The 15,432-nt window shown below is 70.8% G+C and carries 16 protein-coding genes; 8 read left to right on the forward strand and 8 right to left on the reverse strand.

All coding sequences use genetic code 11. The features are described from left to right. The first annotated feature begins 4 nt into the window (after nucleotides 1–4). Entirely contained in the window at nucleotides 5–1,369 is a 1,365-nt protein-coding gene (locus ACFE7H_RS07305) for a YihY/virulence factor BrkB family protein (protein WP_375400564.1), read from the forward strand. 52 nt (nucleotides 1,370–1,421) lie between these two features. Here ACFE7H_RS07305 and ACFE7H_RS07310 read toward each other — a convergent pair whose 3' ends face one another. The 5 genes from ACFE7H_RS07310 to ACFE7H_RS07330 all read right to left on the reverse strand — a co-directional run bounded on the left by ACFE7H_RS07310 (nucleotide 1,422) and on the right by ACFE7H_RS07330 (nucleotide 4,992). Beyond that, complete coding sequence (locus ACFE7H_RS07310) at nucleotides 1,422–1,589, reverse strand: hypothetical protein (protein ID WP_375400565.1); 168 nt, start codon at nucleotides 1,587–1,589, stop codon at nucleotides 1,422–1,424. Between the two features lie 128 nt (nucleotides 1,590–1,717). Beyond that, nucleotides 1,718–2,593 (reverse strand): N-acetylneuraminate synthase family protein, encoded by an 876-nt coding sequence (locus ACFE7H_RS07315; protein WP_375400566.1) that lies wholly within the window; start codon nucleotides 2,591–2,593, stop codon nucleotides 1,718–1,720. Beyond that, entirely contained in the window at nucleotides 2,590–3,864 is a 1,275-nt protein-coding gene (locus tag ACFE7H_RS07320) for a cytidylyltransferase domain-containing protein (RefSeq protein WP_375400567.1), read from the reverse strand. Before ACFE7H_RS07320 ends, ACFE7H_RS07315 begins: the two co-directional genes overlap by 4 nt. 7 nt (nucleotides 3,865–3,871) lie before the next feature. Then, on the reverse strand, nucleotides 3,872–4,300 hold the full coding sequence (locus ACFE7H_RS07325) for a hypothetical protein (protein ID WP_375400568.1): 429 nt from the start codon (nucleotides 4,298–4,300) through the stop codon (nucleotides 3,872–3,874). Further along, nucleotides 4,297–4,992 (reverse strand): hypothetical protein, encoded by a 696-nt coding sequence (locus ACFE7H_RS07330; protein ID WP_375400569.1) that lies wholly within the window; start codon nucleotides 4,990–4,992, stop codon nucleotides 4,297–4,299. Before ACFE7H_RS07330 ends, ACFE7H_RS07325 begins: the two co-directional genes overlap by 4 nt. 132 nt (nucleotides 4,993–5,124) lie before the next feature. Between ACFE7H_RS07330 and ACFE7H_RS07335 the strand changes: the two genes are divergently transcribed. Then, nucleotides 5,125–6,354, forward strand: coding sequence for a DUF6716 putative glycosyltransferase (locus ACFE7H_RS07335; protein ID WP_375400570.1), 1,230 nt, complete (start codon nucleotides 5,125–5,127; stop codon nucleotides 6,352–6,354). Between the two features lie 98 nt (nucleotides 6,355–6,452). Continuing rightward, a complete protein-coding gene (locus ACFE7H_RS07340; protein WP_375400571.1) occupies nucleotides 6,453–8,417 on the forward strand; it encodes a glycosyltransferase in 1,965 nt (654 codons plus the stop codon). 15 nt (nucleotides 8,418–8,432) lie between these two features. On the opposite strand, the gene trpD is transcribed toward ACFE7H_RS07340, so the two are convergent. After that, the gene (gene trpD, locus ACFE7H_RS07345) at nucleotides 8,433–9,503 is read right to left on the reverse strand and encodes an anthranilate phosphoribosyltransferase (RefSeq protein WP_375400584.1); all 1,071 of its coding nucleotides are present in this window, start codon (nucleotides 9,501–9,503) and stop codon (nucleotides 8,433–8,435) included. 162 nt (nucleotides 9,504–9,665) lie between these two features. Here trpD and ACFE7H_RS07350 point away from each other — a divergent pair, with 162 nt between their 5' ends. The 5 genes from ACFE7H_RS07350 to ACFE7H_RS07370 are packed head-to-tail and all read left to right on the forward strand — an operon-like array spanning nucleotide 9,666 to nucleotide 14,416. Further along, nucleotides 9,666–10,256, forward strand: coding sequence for a heme-copper oxidase subunit III (locus ACFE7H_RS07350; protein ID WP_375400585.1), 591 nt, complete (start codon nucleotides 9,666–9,668; stop codon nucleotides 10,254–10,256). A gap of 58 nt (nucleotides 10,257–10,314) precedes the next feature. Continuing rightward, nucleotides 10,315–11,136: a c-type cytochrome gene (locus ACFE7H_RS07355; RefSeq protein WP_375400586.1), complete on the forward strand. Its 822-nt coding sequence runs from the start codon at nucleotides 10,315–10,317 to the stop codon at nucleotides 11,134–11,136. 46 nt (nucleotides 11,137–11,182) lie between these two features. Continuing rightward, the gene (locus tag ACFE7H_RS07360; RefSeq protein ID WP_375400572.1) at nucleotides 11,183–12,262 is read left to right on the forward strand and encodes a Rieske 2Fe-2S domain-containing protein; all 1,080 of its coding nucleotides are present in this window, start codon (nucleotides 11,183–11,185) and stop codon (nucleotides 12,260–12,262) included. Further along, a complete protein-coding gene (locus ACFE7H_RS07365; RefSeq protein WP_375400573.1) occupies nucleotides 12,246–13,895 on the forward strand; it encodes a cytochrome bc complex cytochrome b subunit in 1,650 nt (549 codons plus the stop codon). The genes ACFE7H_RS07360 and ACFE7H_RS07365 overlap by 17 nt, the downstream gene beginning before the upstream one ends. Nucleotides 13,896–13,936: 41 nt before the next feature. Next, a complete protein-coding gene (locus ACFE7H_RS07370; protein ID WP_375400574.1) occupies nucleotides 13,937–14,416 on the forward strand; it encodes an NUDIX domain-containing protein in 480 nt (159 codons plus the stop codon). A 21-nt stretch (nucleotides 14,417–14,437) separates the two neighbouring features. On the opposite strand, the gene ACFE7H_RS07375 is transcribed toward ACFE7H_RS07370, so the two are convergent. Both ACFE7H_RS07375 and ACFE7H_RS07380 read right to left on the reverse strand, forming a co-directional pair. Then, nucleotides 14,438–14,854 carry a cytochrome c oxidase subunit 4 gene (locus ACFE7H_RS07375; protein WP_375400575.1) on the reverse strand — a complete coding sequence of 139 codons (417 nt, stop codon included), beginning with the start codon at nucleotides 14,852–14,854 and terminating at the stop codon, nucleotides 14,438–14,440. A gap of 18 nt (nucleotides 14,855–14,872) precedes the next feature. Next, the coding region (locus ACFE7H_RS07380) for a cbb3-type cytochrome c oxidase subunit I (RefSeq protein WP_375400576.1) at nucleotides 14,873–15,432 on the reverse strand (560 nt) is incomplete at its 5' end.

Consider the following 15,432-nt stretch of genomic DNA (forward strand, 5'->3'; position numbering starts at 1 on the left):
CACCATGGCGACGAGAACAGCATCCGGTCCGAGGCGAGGTACCGACTCGGGAGGCGTGCAGCGCGCGGTCGGCGTCTCCGCGATCTCCGCCGGTGCCATCGGCATCGCAGCCGCCGCGGTCGGCCTGGTCTCCACCTCCAGTCCCCGGACCACGGGCAGCCGTCCGACACAGAGCGTCCGGGCCACCGATACCGGCGAGAAGTCCAAGGGTTCTGATCAGAAGCAGTCCGATCAGAAACAGCCCGATCAGAAGAGCGGCAAGCAGCCGGAACCGTCCGGGGGCTCGGGGGGTCGCCCGTCCGGCGGCTCGGATCCGTCGGCGGACTCGGCCAGTTCCGAGCGCGCCAGCACCGCGCCGGCACCGGAGGACAGCCGCAAGCCGGAGGGTCCGGAGGATCTGAAGCCCAAGTCGTGGACGTATGCGCTCAAGAAGGTCGGCCGCGAATTCGGCGCGGACAAGTGCACGGACCTGGCCGCCTCCCTCGTCTACTACTCGGTGCTCGCCCTCTTCCCCGCCCTGCTGGCGATCGTCTCGATCCTCGGTCTGTTCGGGCAGGGCAAGGCGCTCGCCTCGCAGCTGACGCAGACGATCATGACCGCGTCACCATCGACCGCGGGCTTCATCGGGCCGGTGCTGAAGGAACTCGCGTCGTCCAACGCCGCCGGCGTCACGTTCGTGATCGGCGTCCTCGGCGCGCTCTGGTCCGCCTCCGGCTATGTCGGAGCGTTCGGCCGGGCCATGAACCGCATCTACGACATCGACGAGGGGCGGCCGGTCTGGAAGCTGCGCCCGACGCAGCTCGGTATCACCGTCGTCGTCGTGCTGCTCGTCGTGCTCGCCGCGCTGATCCTGCTGCTGAGCGGCCCGGTGGTGCAGGCGGTCGGCAGTGCGATCGGGCTGGGCCCAGTCGTCGTCTTCATCTGGGGCATCGTGAAATGGCCGATCCTGCTGGCCATCGTGATCGCCGCGATCGCGCTCCTCTATTACTTCTCGCCGAACGTGCGGCAGCCCAAGTTCAAGTGGACGTCCACCGGCTCGATCATCGCCATCGTGGTGCTCGCGATCGCGTCGGTCGCCTTCGTCTTCTACCTGGGCAACTTCGCCAACTACAACAAGACGTACGGCACCCTCGGCGGCATCATCATCTTCCTGCTGTGGCTGTGGATCGCGAACCTCTCGCTGCTATTCGGCGCGGAGTGGGACGCCGAGGTCGAGCGTGGGCGCGAGTTGCAGGGCGGCATCGCGGCGGAGGAGCACATCCAGCTGCCCCCGCGCGACACCAGCCAGGCCGACAAGAAGGCGAAGAAGCACGAGGAGGATGTGGAGCAGGGTCGCCGCCTCCGCGAAAGCCGGGGCGCTCGCACCTGACCAGTGCGAGGGACCAGTGCGAGGGGCCGCGCGGGATCTAGCCGCGCGGGCTCTAGCGTTGTGCGGTGAGCGCTGCGCCGAGCGGTTCGTGCACGACCTGCTGCTGTCCGTTCGCGCGATCGGCCTTGCGCAGCATCGGCCCGACGACCAGTGCCAAGGCGAGCGACGCGACACACCACGCGGTCACGGCCGCGAGCACCCACACCAGCGAGAAGAGCATGGCGGGAGCGTGCCATCCACGGGTGCCCACGGCGCGGAGCCGCACCGGCGTGCCGTCAACCTGAGGTTGAAGGTTTGTGGCCGAGCGGCCCGAATCGAGGGGCCCCTTCCTCCAGCTCGCTCAGCCGCTCAGCCGCCGACTCGGCGCAGCTTGGAGAGCGGAGCCAGTTCGCCCGGAAAGACCCGCTTCACCCCGTCGCCCTGCGCGCGCCCCACGATGCGGATGTCGCGCACCAGGCTCATCAGCCCGTGCGGCTCCAGGGACGCCGCGTGATCGCTGCCCCACATGGTGCGGTCCAGGGTGACGTGACGCTCCACGGCCAACGCACCCATGGCGACCGCCGCGATCGAGATCTGCAGGCCCGGTTCGTGACCGGAGTAGCCCACCGGCACGCCGTAGCGGGCGCGCAGGGTCTCGATCATCAGCAGGTTGGCCTCCTCCGGCGGCAGCGGATAGGTGGAGGTGGCGTGCAGCATCAGCAGCCGATCGGTCCCGAGGATCGCCACCGCCGCGTCGATCTGCTCGATCGTGGACATGCCGGTGGACAGGATCACCGGCTTGCCGGTCTCGGCCACGCGCTGCAGCAGGCCGTGATCCGTCACCGACGCCGAGGCGATCTTGTGAGCGACGACGTCCATGGATTCCAGGAAGTCGACAGCGGGCTCGTCCCACGGCGACGCGAACCAGTCCACGCCCCGGCTGCCGGCGTACGCGGCGATGTCGACGTACTGCTCGCGCTCGAACTCCACCCGGTAGCGGTAGTCGAGATACGTCATCGTGCCCCAGGGCGTCTCGCGCGGCACCGTCTTCATGTGCTCGGGGGTCGAGATCGCCGGTGTGCGCTTCTGGAACTTGACCGCCTGCACTCCCGCCACCGCCGCCACGTCGATCAACTGCTTCGCGATCGCGACATCGCCGTTGTGGTTCAGGCCGATCTCCGCGATCACGTAGACGGGCTCGCCCACCGCCACCCGGTGGCGTCCGATCTGCACCGCATCCGTCATCTCTCGTCTCCTTCTGATCTGGCTGTATCGGCTGCTTCGGGCCGGCCGGCCGCTCTGGACTGATCGGCTGTTCCGGGTTGGTCGGTCGCTCTGGCCGCCAGGACCATCTCGGCCACCTCCCGCACTGCGCCGCGTCCACCGGCGGTGGTCAGCACATGCCGGGCCAGCGGCAGCACGGAGGGATGAGCGCCCGGCACGACGATCGGCCAGCCGACCAGCGCCAGCGCTCCCGCGTCGTTCACGTCGTTGCCCACGTACGCGATCCGCTCGAGCGGGATGTGCTGCGCCTGCGCCCACGCGGTCAGCGCGGCGGCCTTGTCGTCGACCGCCTGCAGCACCTCCACCCGCAGCTTCGCGGCCCGGGCGGCGACCACGCGGTTGCGCTCCTTCGACATGATCAGCACCTGCACGCCGGCGTCACGCAGCATCTCCACGCCCAGGCCGTCCGCCCGGCTGACCTGGACCGACTCCCCGCCGTCGGCGTCGGTCCAGGCGCGGTCGTCGGTGTGCACGCCGTCGAAGTCGGTGATCACCGCGTCTACGTCGAGCGCCGCCGGCACCAGCCGGCGCGCGGCACCGATCCGCTCCGCCGCCGCCAACTGGGTCGCGTCGTCGATCTCCACGGCGGTGGACTCCTCGACGGGCTCCACACCGATCCGGCCGAAGAACCGGAAGCGGTTCGCCAGGAACCCACTCGCAGACAGGACGTAGAACGCCCCCGTCTCCTGCCAGTGCGGTTCCCGGTCCTGGCGTCGCGGACGGACCCCCTGGTCGTGGTTGACGGCGGAGGCGCCGCGGTCGCCGAGCGACCAGAGGAAGGCGTAGGTGGGGAAGGCCGCGATGACCACATCGTCGCTCCCCCGTTCCACGCGGCCCACGGCTCGGGCCAGCGCGGCGGCGTCGATGAACGGCGACGTCGCCTGCAGGAACGCGATCGTGCGGGGCAGCACCCCGCCCTCGGCCAGCTCGTCCAGAGCGTGCAGCAGAGCCGACTCGGACGACGCATCGTCCCCGGCCAGCTCGACCGGCCGGATGATCACGCCGGCACCCGCCGTCCGCGCGATATCCGCGATGACCGGGTCGTCGGTCGAGACCCAGACCGCCTCGATCCCGGCGGCGCGGGCCGCGTGCACCGCGCGGGCGACGAGCGGCACACCGCCGATGCGGCGCAGGTTCTTGCTCGGTACGCCCTTGGAACCGCCGCGGGCCGGAATCAGCGCGACGACCGAGGGACCGGATGCGCCGCCGGCGGGGACCGACCGGCCGCTCATCCGCCGTTCACCGAAGGTTCCCCGAGCGTTCGCGCGCCTGCCGACCGCGCGCGCGCGTCGCGGCCTCGACCGCCTCCAGCCGCTGCTCGTAGGCGGCGATCGCGCCGAGCCGGGCGGCGACGATGCGCTCCTCGATGCGCTCCTCCGTGCGGGTATCCGGCACCCTCTCGGCGTCCGGCGCTCCGGCGTGCTCGACTCGGCCGGCGTGCTCGACGCGGCCGGTGAGTGCCGCGACGTGCTCCGCGAGCAGGGCGTGGTCGCGCTCCAGGCCGTGCACGCGTCCGCGCAGCTCGGCCACCGTCGTCACCAGGGTGGCCTGCCGACGAAGCGCCGTGCGCAGCACTCCGAGGCGTCGCGCACCCGCGGGATGGCGGCCCCGCCAGGTTCGCCAGGCGGTGCGCAGTCGCACGGCCGTGGCGGGCGCTGCGCCGGTCACTGCAGCATCCGCAGCCGGCGCTCGGCGACCAGGCGGTCCAGGTATCGGCGTTCGGCGGCCAGCCGGTGCTCCGGCGTCAGCAGTGCGGCGCCGCCCCAGGCGTGCTCGAGTGAGCCGCCGTCGGCGCGCAGGCTGCTGCCCGCCAGCTCGATGTCCACGGTCGGGAACAGTGTGCTCATCAGGTGAACGGCAAGTGTCCCCGTGGTCGGCCAGGTGGCCTGGCGACGGCCGAGACCGAGCGAGTGCCGAAGGCTCTGCACGATCGCCCGATTGCCGATGGGGATCGGCGCCAGATCGGCCGGCCACCACGGCGGCTGGGCGGCGGGCTCGCCGTGGTCGCGGCCCGGCTCGGCCAGCAGGTAGAGGCGCCGGTGATAGTCGGCGAAGGTGGAGGGACCGGCCCGGGTCGCGCGATGCACGATCACGACGTCGGTCCGCCAGCCGAGCGACGGCGGCGCGGCCCCCACGTCGTCCGTGCGGAACGTGGTCATCCGCACCACCAGGTCGGCCGCATCGATCCGCGCCGCGCGGGCGGGGCTGGCATCCATCGGCGCGTTGCCCACCACCGCGATGCGACGTGGCGTCAGACCCCCGGCCTGGGCGACGAGCAGCGCCGCGAGCGCCGACGGACCGGTCGGCACGGCCGCGGCGCGGCCGGCGGAGCGCGTCTCGGAGCGAGCGGTGGCCGACACGGCGCGGAGCGTACCGCCGCCCGGTTACCCGCTGGCGGCGGTTCCTCTGTCATACCCTTCCCCCGCGGGCGCCCGGCCTCACGCAGTCACCACACCGAACTGGAGCAGCCGATCGACGAGAAGATCCTGCTCGTGGCGGGCTTCGACTCGGGCCTGAAGTACGCCGCCCGACTCGCCGACGCCTTCGCTGCGGCCGGCGCCGCGCCCGTGCTCGCCCTGCCGACGACGGTCGCCCCGCACGGACTCGGCGCCGAGCAGATCGCCGCGGCGACCGACCGCCCCGTCACGACCGCGACGTGGGCGGAGCTGGTGGTCCGTGCGCGCGGCGCCGCGGCGGTCGTCCCCGTCTTCGACGGTCCGATGGTGCAGCGGTTCATCCGCGACGTGCACGGCGACGGCGAAGGCGACCCCGCAGCCGGAGCCGGAATCGCAGCCGGCCCACTGCCTGTGTTCGTCGCCGGGTACGTGGGCATGGCCCTCTACGACCGCGTCGGCGGCTACCTGATGCGCTCGCTCGCGGACGTGGTCGCCGTCAACTCCCGCACCGACCTGGCGGAGTTCAGCGCTGCGGCTGCGGCGCTCGGCCTGCCCGCGCAGAGCCTGCTGCTCTGCGGACTGGCCCTGCTGCCGGCGACCCCCGCGCCTCCCGCCGACGGGCCCATCCGCTCGGTGCTCTTCACCGACCAGCCCACCGTGCCGCGCACGGACGTGGGGCGGGCGATCATCTGGGACCGGCTGGCGGCCTACGCGGCGGCGCACCCCGATCGGTCCGTGGTGCTGAAGCCGCGCCACCGGCCGACCGAGACGACCTTCCACCGACAGCGCTTCTCGCCGGAGCAGTGGGCGGCCGGGCGCACGCTGCCGCGCAACCTGCGGATCGACTACGCCCCGATCGCCGGCCTGATCGAGGCCAGCGACCTGGTGCTGACGGTGTCGTCGACCGCGGCCCTGGAGGCGATCGCCGCCGGAACACGCGTCGCGTTCATCGCCGACACGGTGAACGACGCGTCCCTGAACCCGCCGTTGATCGCGTCCGGACTGCTCCGCCGATTCGACGACATCGACGCCGACCGCATCGGCGTCCCCGACCCCGCCTGGCTGCGCGACATCTTTCCCGACGGCGACCTCCCTGCAGACGGCGGAGCGTCGCCCGCCGCGCGGGTCGCGGAGCGCGCTCTGCACCTGATCCGCAGTGACGAGCCACGGCCGCACCGCGCCGCCTGGGACAGCGGGTTCCACACCCTGCGGCGAGTCGACGATCAACTGCTGCCTGCCCGCACCAGGGCGGCTCGCCTGCGGCTCACCCCGCGTCGCGCGGCGGCCGGCCTCCTGCGTCGCATCCTGCGACGGCTCGACGCCTGAGCGTCCGCTCGCACCTTCGCTCGCCGTTCACCCGATGTTCCCGGCGCCGTCACCGGTGGGATGCGCTCTGATCGAGGCGCCTGGATAGGGTCGCGTCGATGTCCGACGTCACCCTGCGTCAGCTGCGCACCGCCGACGGCGCTGCGCCCACCGCTCTGCCCACTCCAGCTGTGCCCGTCACCGCCCGGCCGCCCGCAGCCTGGGTCTCGGTGCACGACGTGGTGGGGCCGCTCGCCGAACCCGCCTCCGGCACCCGCGCCGGCACTCCGACTGGCACCGCGGCGCTCTACGTGCGCGACGCGATCCTCGGCCGGCCCGGCCGCACCCCCACCGGCACCCGCCTGGAGATGCGGGTCGCACCGCACGGCAGGGCCTCGTTCGCCACCTACTTCAACGCCTTCCCCGCCGGCTACTGGCGGCACTGGACGGCCGTGCGCCGCATCCGCCTGCGCGCCGTGGTCGATGCCCCGGCCGTGCTGGTCGTCCGTCGCTCGGCCGCGGACGGGACCGCGGTCGCCGTGGGTGCACTGCGACTCGCTCCCTTCGCATCCGCAGTCTGCGAGGTCGACATCGCCGACTGTCTCGACGGCGGACTGGTCTGGTTCGAGTTGCTCGGCCAGGGCAGTGACGTCGCATTGATCGAAGCGGCCTGGGAAGTGCCCGACAACGCCGTCGAGGCCGGCGGACTCGTCCTCGGCATGCCCACGATGGACCGGCCGGAATTCGTGCTGCAGAACCTGCACCGCCTGGCGGACGCGCCGGCCCTGGTCGCCCGCATCGCCGAGCTCGTCATCGTCGACCAGGGCGTCCATCGCCTGTCGGACGAGCCGGGCTTCCGGGCCGCGAGCCGGGCGGTCGGGCGGGTGCGGGTCGTCGAGCAGGCGAACCTCGGCGGCTCGGGCGGCTTCTCCCGCGTCCTGCACGAGGCCTCTCAGGCGGATGCGACGTTCGTGACCCTGCTCGACGACGACATCGCGCTCGAGCCGGTCAGCGTGCTGCGCGCGTACGAGTTCGGCCGGTTCTGCTCCTCCCCCGCCATCGTGGGCGGTCACATGCTCGACCTCGACGCGCCGACCGTGCTGCAGGCCGTCGCGGAGGTGGTCGATCGCCGCGACTTCTGGTGGTCCGGCGCACCGTCCGGCGTCGCGCGGCACGACCTCAGCACCGCGGTCGAGCACACGCCGTGGCTGCACGCCCGGCACTCCGGCGACTTCGCCGGCTGGTGGATGTGCCAGGTGCCGCTTGCCGCCGTACGACGGATCGGCCTCGCACTGCCCCTGTTCCTCAAGTGGGACGACGCCGAGTACGGTCTGCGGGCCGCCGCCGCCGGAGTACCCACCGTCAGCCTGCCGGGTGCCGCGGTGTGGCACCTCGCCTGGGCCCGCAAGGACGACGCGCTGGAGTGGCCCGCCTACTTCCATGCCCGCAACCGCATGGTCGCCGCCCTGCTGCACGCGCCCGACGGCGCCGGAGCGCTCCGGGCCAGCCGACAACTCGACATCAAGCACCTGCTGAACATGCAGTACGGCACCGCCGACCTGCGGGCGCGGGCGCTCGCCGACGTGCTCGCCGGACCGGAGTCGCTCGACGCCCGGCCCGGCGCCTCCTCACGGCCGGTGACCACGGACGCTCCGGACCTGCAGCGTCATCACCCACTGACGGCGCCGGTGGCGCCGGACGCTCCAGTCAGCGCTCTCCGGCCCGCCGCCCGCCCGCAGGGCGCCCGGCTGACGGTCTGGACTGCGGCGATGCTCCTGCGGCACGCGGTTCGCCCGAACCTCGTTCCGCCGGGCACCGCGGAGGCGCGGCTGAGCGTCGGCCGACGCCGCTGGTGGGTGCTGCCGGGTCACGACAGTGTGCTCGCGCCGACCGCCGACGGCGCCGCGTACTTCTGGTACCGGCGCGATCCCCGGCGCTTCCGGACCTCGCTGACGGCCAGCGTCCGCCTGCACGCGCGCCTCAAGCGGGAGTGGCCCGCCCTCGCGACCCGCTACCGGGCGGCCGCCGTCGGGCTCGCGTCCAGCGACGCCTGGCAGGCGCGCTTCGCCGCCGCCCGCGACTGAGGCGCGTTCCGAACGTCACTGCCGCTCAGAGGCCGCGATCCACTTGTCGAGGAGCGCCGCCGCCCGGCCGTCGTCGACCGCCGCTGCCGCGGTCGCGATGCCCTCACGCAGCCGCCGTGCCATCGGACGCTCGGCGTGCGCCGGCTCGTGCAGCAGCTCCCAGGCGACCAGCCCGGCAGCCGCGTTCAGCAGCACGATGTCGCGCACGGCACCCTGCTCGCCCGACAGCACCCGCCGCAGGATGTCGGCGTTCTCGGCGGGGGTGCCGCCGGCCAGGTCGGCCAGCCGCGCCCGCGGCAGGCCCAGGTCGCCGGGGTCCACGTCGTGCTCGGTGACGGCGCCGGCCGACACCTCCCAGATGTGGCTGTGCCCGGTGGTCGACAACTCGTCCAGCCCGTCGTCGCCGCGGAAGACGAGCGCGGTCGCTCCGCGGGTCTGCAGCACCCCGACGACCAGCGGCACGGCGGCGGCGCTCGCCACGCCGATGGCGTTTGCGTCGGGTCGCGCCGGATTGCAGAGCGGGCCGAGGAAGTTGAAGACGGTGGGCACGCCCAGGGCGCGTCTGGCCTCGGCCGCATGCCGGAACCCCGGGTGGAAGGCGGAGGCGAAGACGAAGGTGATGCCCACCTCGGCCAGCACCCGGGCGACCTCGGCCGGCCCGCCGTCCAAGGGGATGCCGAGGGCCGCCAGCACGTCGCTGGCCCCGGAGGCGGAGCTGGCGGCCCGATTGCCGTGCTTGACCACAGGAACACCGGTCGCCGCCGCGACGATCGCGGCCGTCGTGGAGATGTTCACGGTGCGGAAGCCGTCGCCGCCGGTCCCGACGATGTCGAGCGCGGCGGGCGAGACCGGCAGTGGCACGGCCCGGCCCAGCACGGCGTCCCGGAAGCCGACGATCTCGTCGACCGTCTCACCCTTGGCACGCAACGCCACCAGAAAGCCGGCGAGCGCCGCATCGGGCGCCTCGCCGTCCATCACCCGCTCCATCGCCCAGGTGGCATCCGCGATGGAGAGGTCCTCGCGCCGCAGCAGCGCCGCGATCAGCGACGGCCAGTCCGGTTCCGGCCACCCGGTGTCGAAGCGCATCGCCGGGGTCGCCACCGGCCGATCGTACCGGGGGCGGCATGGATACCGACGGGATGCCCCGTGGATGCCGACAGATGCTCGCGGCCCACCACCGCCGTCCGCCCCGTGAGTGATAATGGCTCCGTGAGCAGCGCTTCGGTCCTCCAGTCGACGAATGCGCCGATGGTCAACCGGCCCAACTCCATCGCCGTCGGCACCATCGTGTGGCTCGGCAGCGAGGTGATGTTCTTCGCGGGGCTGTTCGCGATCTACTTCACACTGCGTACCTCGCTGCCCCAGGTGTGGGCGGCCAACACCGCGCACCTCGATGTGCCCTACGCGCTGACGAACACGATCGTCCTGGTGTCCAGTTCGTTCACCTGTCAGTTCGGCGTCTTCGCGGCGGAGCGGCTGCAGGCCCGCGCGACGGGTTGGCGGCCGAGCGAGTGGGGCATGGTGGAGTGGTTCTTCCTCACCTATGCCCTGGGCGCCATCTTCGTGTCCGGCCAGGTGTGGGAGTACGCCACCCTCATCGGTGAAGGCATCCGCATCAACTCCAGCCCCTGGGGCTCGGCGTTCTTCCTCACCACCGGATTCCACGGCCTGCATGTCACCGGCGGTCTCATCGCGTTCCTGCTGACCATCGGGCGTGGATTCGCCGTCAAGAACTTCGGTCACCGCGAGGCCACCACCGCGATCGTGGTCTCCTACTACTGGCACTTCGTCGACGTCGTCTGGATCGGTCTGTTCTTCGTCATCTACGTGTTGAAATAGACATGCGGACGGACAGGGCAGGCTCGTGAGATCGATGCAGGAACCGGAGCGGGAGCACATGCGGCAGGGCACGGCCAGAACACCGCGGCGATCGCGAGGGGGCCGGCGCGGGCGACGTTCGCCGCTCGCCACTCTGGCACTCATCGCCGTCGGACTGTTCGTCACCGGCGGCGCGTACGCGGGCTTCACCGCCACATCCAGCGCCTCGGCCGACAGCAGCCTCACCAACGCACAGAACATCGCCCACGGCAAGCGGCTGTTCCAGGCCAACTGCGCCACCTGCCACGGCCTCGCCTTGCAGGGCAGCGCCTCCGGCCCCGCCCTCATCGGCGTCGGCGCGGCCGCGTTCGACTTCCAGGTGCGCACCGGCCGCATGCCGTTGGAGCAGGACGCGCCGCAGGCCCAGAAGCACCCCGTGTCGTTCACGGCGACCCAGGTACGCGACATCGTCGCCTACGGCGCCTCCGTCTCGCCCGGCCCCGGCCTGCCCGACCCCAAATACCTGAAGGGCGACGGCAACGCCACCCTGGGCGCGCGCCTGTTCCGCACCAACTGCGCCATGTGCCACAACGTGGCCGGCGCCGGCGGTGCCCTGACCGAGGGCAAGTACGCCCCGTCGCTGAAGGACTCCTCGCCCGCCACGATCTACGAGGCGATGCTCACCGGTCCGCAGAGCATGCCGGTGTTCAACGACAACAACCTCACCCCGCAGGAGAAGGCCGACATCATCACGTCGCTGAAGTACAACGCCGCGGCCTCACAGGTCGCCGGCTTCGACCTCGGCAGCATCGGCCCCGTCACCGAGGGTCTGTTCCTGTGGATCTTCGGGCTCGGCTCCATCATCGCGTTCACGGTCTGGCTGACCGCGAAGTCGAACTGACCGCCGCGATCAACTGACGCCGAAGACGAACGGGGAGGGGCGAAGCATGGCAGCAGACGAGCACACCGCGGTCGTGCCGACCGACGGCACGAACACGGCGACCCACGTGGTCAAGACCGGCACGGCCGTCGAGCGGTCCGACGCACTGCAGAACCCGGGACTGCCGCCGCACCGCCCACGGGTGACGGACGAGAGCCCCAAGGCGGCCGAGCGGGCCGAGCGGGCCGTGATCGGGCTGTTCTTCCTGTCCTTCATCGGCACCGTCTTCTCGATGACGGCGTACTTCGCGTTCCCGATCACGGCGAACAACCTGATGTCCGTCCGGCTGAACAACCTGTTCCTGGGACTCGGGCTGGCCCTCGCTCTGCTCTGCATCGGCATCGGAGCGGTCCACTGGGGCAAGGCCCTGATGCACGACCACGAAGGCATCGACATCCGGCACCCCGTCCGCGGCAGCGACGAGACCCGCCAGAAGGCCATCGAGATCATGCACGTGGCCAACGTGGAATCCGGGTTCGTGCGTCGGTCGCTGCTGCGCAACTCGATGATCGCGGCCGTGGCCGCCCTGCCGTTCCCGGCCATCTTCCTGTTCCGCGACCTGGGGCCCTCGTCGGGCACGCCCGCCGAGGCGTACTCCCACACCATGTGGAAGGCCGGAACACGCCTCACCAAGGACCCCACGGGCACGCCGATCCGGGCCGCCGACGTCACCATCGGCTCGGTCTTCCACGTGATCCCGGACGGTCTGAACGACACCGCCGACCCGCTCGAGGAGAAGGGCAAGGCCGCGGTGCTGCTCATGCGCCTCGACCCGGCCGATCTGCATCCCCGCCCGGAGCGCCGGGGGTGGGCGTACGACGGTATCGTTGCCTACTCAAAGATCTGCACGCACGTCGGGTGCCCGGTGGCCCTCTACGAGCAGCAGACGCATCACCTGCTGTGCCCGTGCCACCAATCGCAGTTCGACATCACTCACGAGGCCGACGTCATCTTCGGACCCGCGAGCCGTCCGCTCCCGCAGTTGCCCATCAAGGTCGACGCCGAGGGCTACCTGATCGCGCAGAGCGATTTCCATGAACCGACCGGACCGAGCTTCTGGGAGCGTCGCGGTGACTACAACACCTGAACCACAGACCCGCCTCTTCGACGGCACCACGTCGTTCGACCGCACCAAGCCCGCGGTCGACCGGCAGCGCACGGGCGGCGTCACCGGCTGGGCGTCGAACTACGTCGACGAGCGCACCGGCATCTCCGCCGTGGTGCGTGAGTTCGGCCGCAAGATCTTCCCCGACCACTGGTCGTTCATGCTCGGCGAGGTGGCGCTCTACAGCTTCGTCGTCATCCTGCTCTCGGGCACGTTCCTGACGTTCTTCTTCCAGGCATCCATGGCCGAGGTGATCTACGACGGCTCCTACGTGCCGTTGAAGGGCCTGCAGATGTCCGCCGCCATGTCGTCGGCGCTCGACATCTCCTTCGACGTACGCGGCGGGCTGCTGATGCGGCAGGTGCACCACTGGGCCGCCCTGCTGTTCGTCGCCTCGATCGGCCTGCACATGCTGCGGGTGTTCTTCACCGGCGCGTTCCGCAAGCCGCGCGAGATCAACTGGGTGACCGGCTTCCTGCTCTTCATCCTGGCGATGGGCGAGGGGTTCACCGGCTACTCGCTGCCCGACGACCTGCTCTCGGGCAACGGTCTCGCGATCATCAACGGCATGGTCCGCGCCGTCCCGTTCGTCGGCAGCTGGATCACCTGGCTGCTGTTCGGCGGAGAGTTCCCGGGTACCGCGATCGACGGCCGGCTCTACACGTTGCACATCCTGCTGCTGCCCGCCGTGGTGGTCGCTTTGATCGGCGTGCACCTGGTGCTCGTCGTCGTCAACAAGCACACGCAGTTCGCCGGCCCCGGTCGCACCAACGAGAACGTGATCGGCTACCCGGTGCTGCCGGTGTACGCCGCTAAGGCGGGTGGATTCTTCTTCATCGTCTTCGGCGTGATCATGCTGATGGGCGCGTTCTTCACCATCAACCCGATCTGGACCTACGGGCCGTACGACCCGTCGCCGGTGTCCGCGGGCACGCAACCCGACTGGTACATCGGCTTCGCCGACGGAGCGCTGCGCCTGGTGCCCGGCAAGTTCCTGGAGTTCGTGCTCTTCAACACCACGTGGTCGTTCAACGTGCTGCTGCCGCTGATCGTGCTGCCGGTGTTCCTCATCCTGGTGTTCGCCTACCCGTTCATCGAGGCGTGGATCACGGGCGACAAGCGGGAGCACCACATCCTCGACCGGCCGCGCAACATGCCGACCCGCACGGCGATCGGGGCCGCCGGAGTGACGTTCTACGCAGTCCTCTGGGCAGCGGCCAGTTCAGACATCATGGCGACCCACTTCATGCTGACGATCGAGGGCATCATCCGCACGCTGCGGGTGCTGCTGTTCCTGGCGCCGATCATCGCCTACTTCATCACCAAGCGCATCTGCATCGCGCTGCAGAAGAAGGACCGCGAGATCGTGCTGCACGGCTACGAGTCGGGCCGCATGGTGCGGCTGCCTGGCGGCGAGTACGTCGAGGTCCACGAGGAGGTCGACGAGTTCGAGCGCTGGAAGCTCGTCAGCTTCCCCGACTACGAACCGCTGATGATCCGGCCCAACGCTTCCGGCCGCATCTCCCCCGCGGAGCGCGTGCGCGCCGTGGCAAGCCGCTGGTTCTTCGAGGATCGCATCGAGCCGGTCACCTCGACGGAGCTCGTGCACAACTGACTCGGGCGCAGCTGAACAGGGCTTCAAGCCGAAGAAGGGCGATGCCGGTGCGAATGAGCGCCGGCATCGCCCTTCTTCGTGCGACCACGGCTCGTGCCGGTGACGACGGCGTCGAGATACTGATCGGCCACCTTGGCGGCCCGTTCTGGGCCGCCAAGGACGCCGGCGCCTGGTCGGTACCCAAGGGCGCGGTGGAGGACGACGAGGCGCCGCTGGACGCCGCCTACCGCGAGTTCCTGGAGGAGACGGGCATGGCGGTGCCGCCCGCGCCCGCCGTCGAGCTGGGCTCGGTGCGGACGAGCGGCAAGACGGTGCACCTGTGGGCGGTGTGGGCGGACCTCGACCTGGACGGGTTCGCTCCGGGTACGTTCGAGCTGTCCTGGCCGCCCCGCAGCGGACGGACGATCACCGTGCCCGAACTGGACCGCGTGCGGTGGGCGACCCTGCCCGACGCGACGACGCTGCTGGTGCAGGGTCAGCGGCCGTTCCTGCCCCGCATCGCCGCCCTCCCCCGCAGATGAACCAGGGGTGACCTGGAGCGATCAGCGCGCGAAGAGGCCCCGGTAGTACTCGTACACCCAGCCGGTGATGGCGATCAGGAAGAACGCTCCGGCGATGATCGTCATCCAGTAGCCGACGGCCAGGCCAGCGAAGCCGAGCGCAGCGGTACCGCCCAGGATGACGGGCCACCAGCTCCAGGGGCTGAAGAAGCCCATCTCGGGATCGCCGTCGTCGATGCTGGCGTCCTGCCGGTCCTCCGGCAACTCACCGCCCTGCGCCTTGTACGACCGGTACAGGTAGAAGCCGATGAACACCGACAGGATCGCCGTCAGCGCGATGCCCACGGTACCGACCCACTCGACGCGGCCGTAGGCGATGAGTGCCCAGATCGTGTACGCCGTGTCCGACAGCACGAAGAAGACCGTCAGGATCCAGAAGATGTTGGTGTTGACGCGCATGAGGCCTCCTGCCGACCGCTACCGCACCGAGCCACGTGACGCGTCGTACGTCGGCGCATCCGGAGCATCCTTCGCCGGGCCGATCCCGACCGGGATGCCCGCCTCGGGATGGTTCAGATCGAACGCCGGCGACTCCGACCGGATACGCGGGATCGAGGTGAAGTTGTGGCGCGGCGGCGGGCAGCTGGTGGCCCACTCGAGCGAGCGGGAGTAGCCCCACGGGTCGTTGACGGTCACGAGCGGCGCGCGACGGGCGGTGATCCACACGTTGTACATGAACGGGATCATCGAGACCCCGAGGATCATCGCTCCGACGGTCGAGACCTGGTTCATCCAGGTGAAGCCGTCGGTCGGCTGATAGGTGGCGTAGCGGCGAGGCATGCCGAGCACGCCCAGCCAGTGCTGCACCAGGAAGGTGGTGTGGAAGCCGATGAACAGCAGCCAGAAGTGCACCTTGCCCAACCGCTCGTCCAGCATCTTGCCGGTCCACTTGGGCCACCAGAAGTAGAAGCCCGCGAACATCGCGAACACGACGGTGCCGAACACGACGTAGTGGAAGTGCGCGACGACGAAGTAGC

Origin of the sequence: uncultured Amnibacterium sp., from assembly GCF_964250715.1 — a bacterium.
Taxonomy (GTDB): domain Bacteria; phylum Actinomycetota; class Actinomycetes; order Actinomycetales; family Microbacteriaceae; genus Amnibacterium.

Coding starts and splice junctions, on each gene's coding strand:
- ACFE7H_RS07370 (WP_375400574.1), top strand. CDS start 13,937: ATGCCGGTGCGAATGAGCGCCGGCATCGCCCTTCTTCGTGCGACCACG.
- ACFE7H_RS07350 (WP_375400585.1), top strand. CDS start 9,666: ATGGTCAACCGGCCCAACTCCATCGCCGTCGGCACCATCGTGTGGCTC.
- ACFE7H_RS07340 (WP_375400571.1), top strand. CDS start 6,453: ATGTCCGACGTCACCCTGCGTCAGCTGCGCACCGCCGACGGCGCTGCG.
- ACFE7H_RS07360 (WP_375400572.1), top strand. CDS start 11,183: ATGGCAGCAGACGAGCACACCGCGGTCGTGCCGACCGACGGCACGAAC.
- ACFE7H_RS07375 (WP_375400575.1), bottom strand. CDS start 14,854: ATGCGCGTCAACACCAACATCTTCTGGATCCTGACGGTCTTCTTCGTG.
- ACFE7H_RS07310 (WP_375400565.1), bottom strand. CDS start 1,589: ATGCTCTTCTCGCTGGTGTGGGTGCTCGCGGCCGTGACCGCGTGGTGT.
- ACFE7H_RS07355 (WP_375400586.1), top strand. CDS start 10,315: ATGCGGCAGGGCACGGCCAGAACACCGCGGCGATCGCGAGGGGGCCGG.
- ACFE7H_RS07315 (WP_375400566.1), bottom strand. CDS start 2,593: ATGACGGATGCGGTGCAGATCGGACGCCACCGGGTGGCGGTGGGCGAG.
- ACFE7H_RS07320 (WP_375400567.1), bottom strand. CDS start 3,864: ATGAGCGGCCGGTCGGTCCCCGCCGGCGGCGCATCCGGTCCCTCGGTC.
- trpD (WP_375400584.1), bottom strand. CDS start 9,503: ATGCGCTTCGACACCGGGTGGCCGGAACCGGACTGGCCGTCGCTGATC.
- ACFE7H_RS07305 (WP_375400564.1), top strand. CDS start 5: ATGGCGACGAGAACAGCATCCGGTCCGAGGCGAGGTACCGACTCGGGA.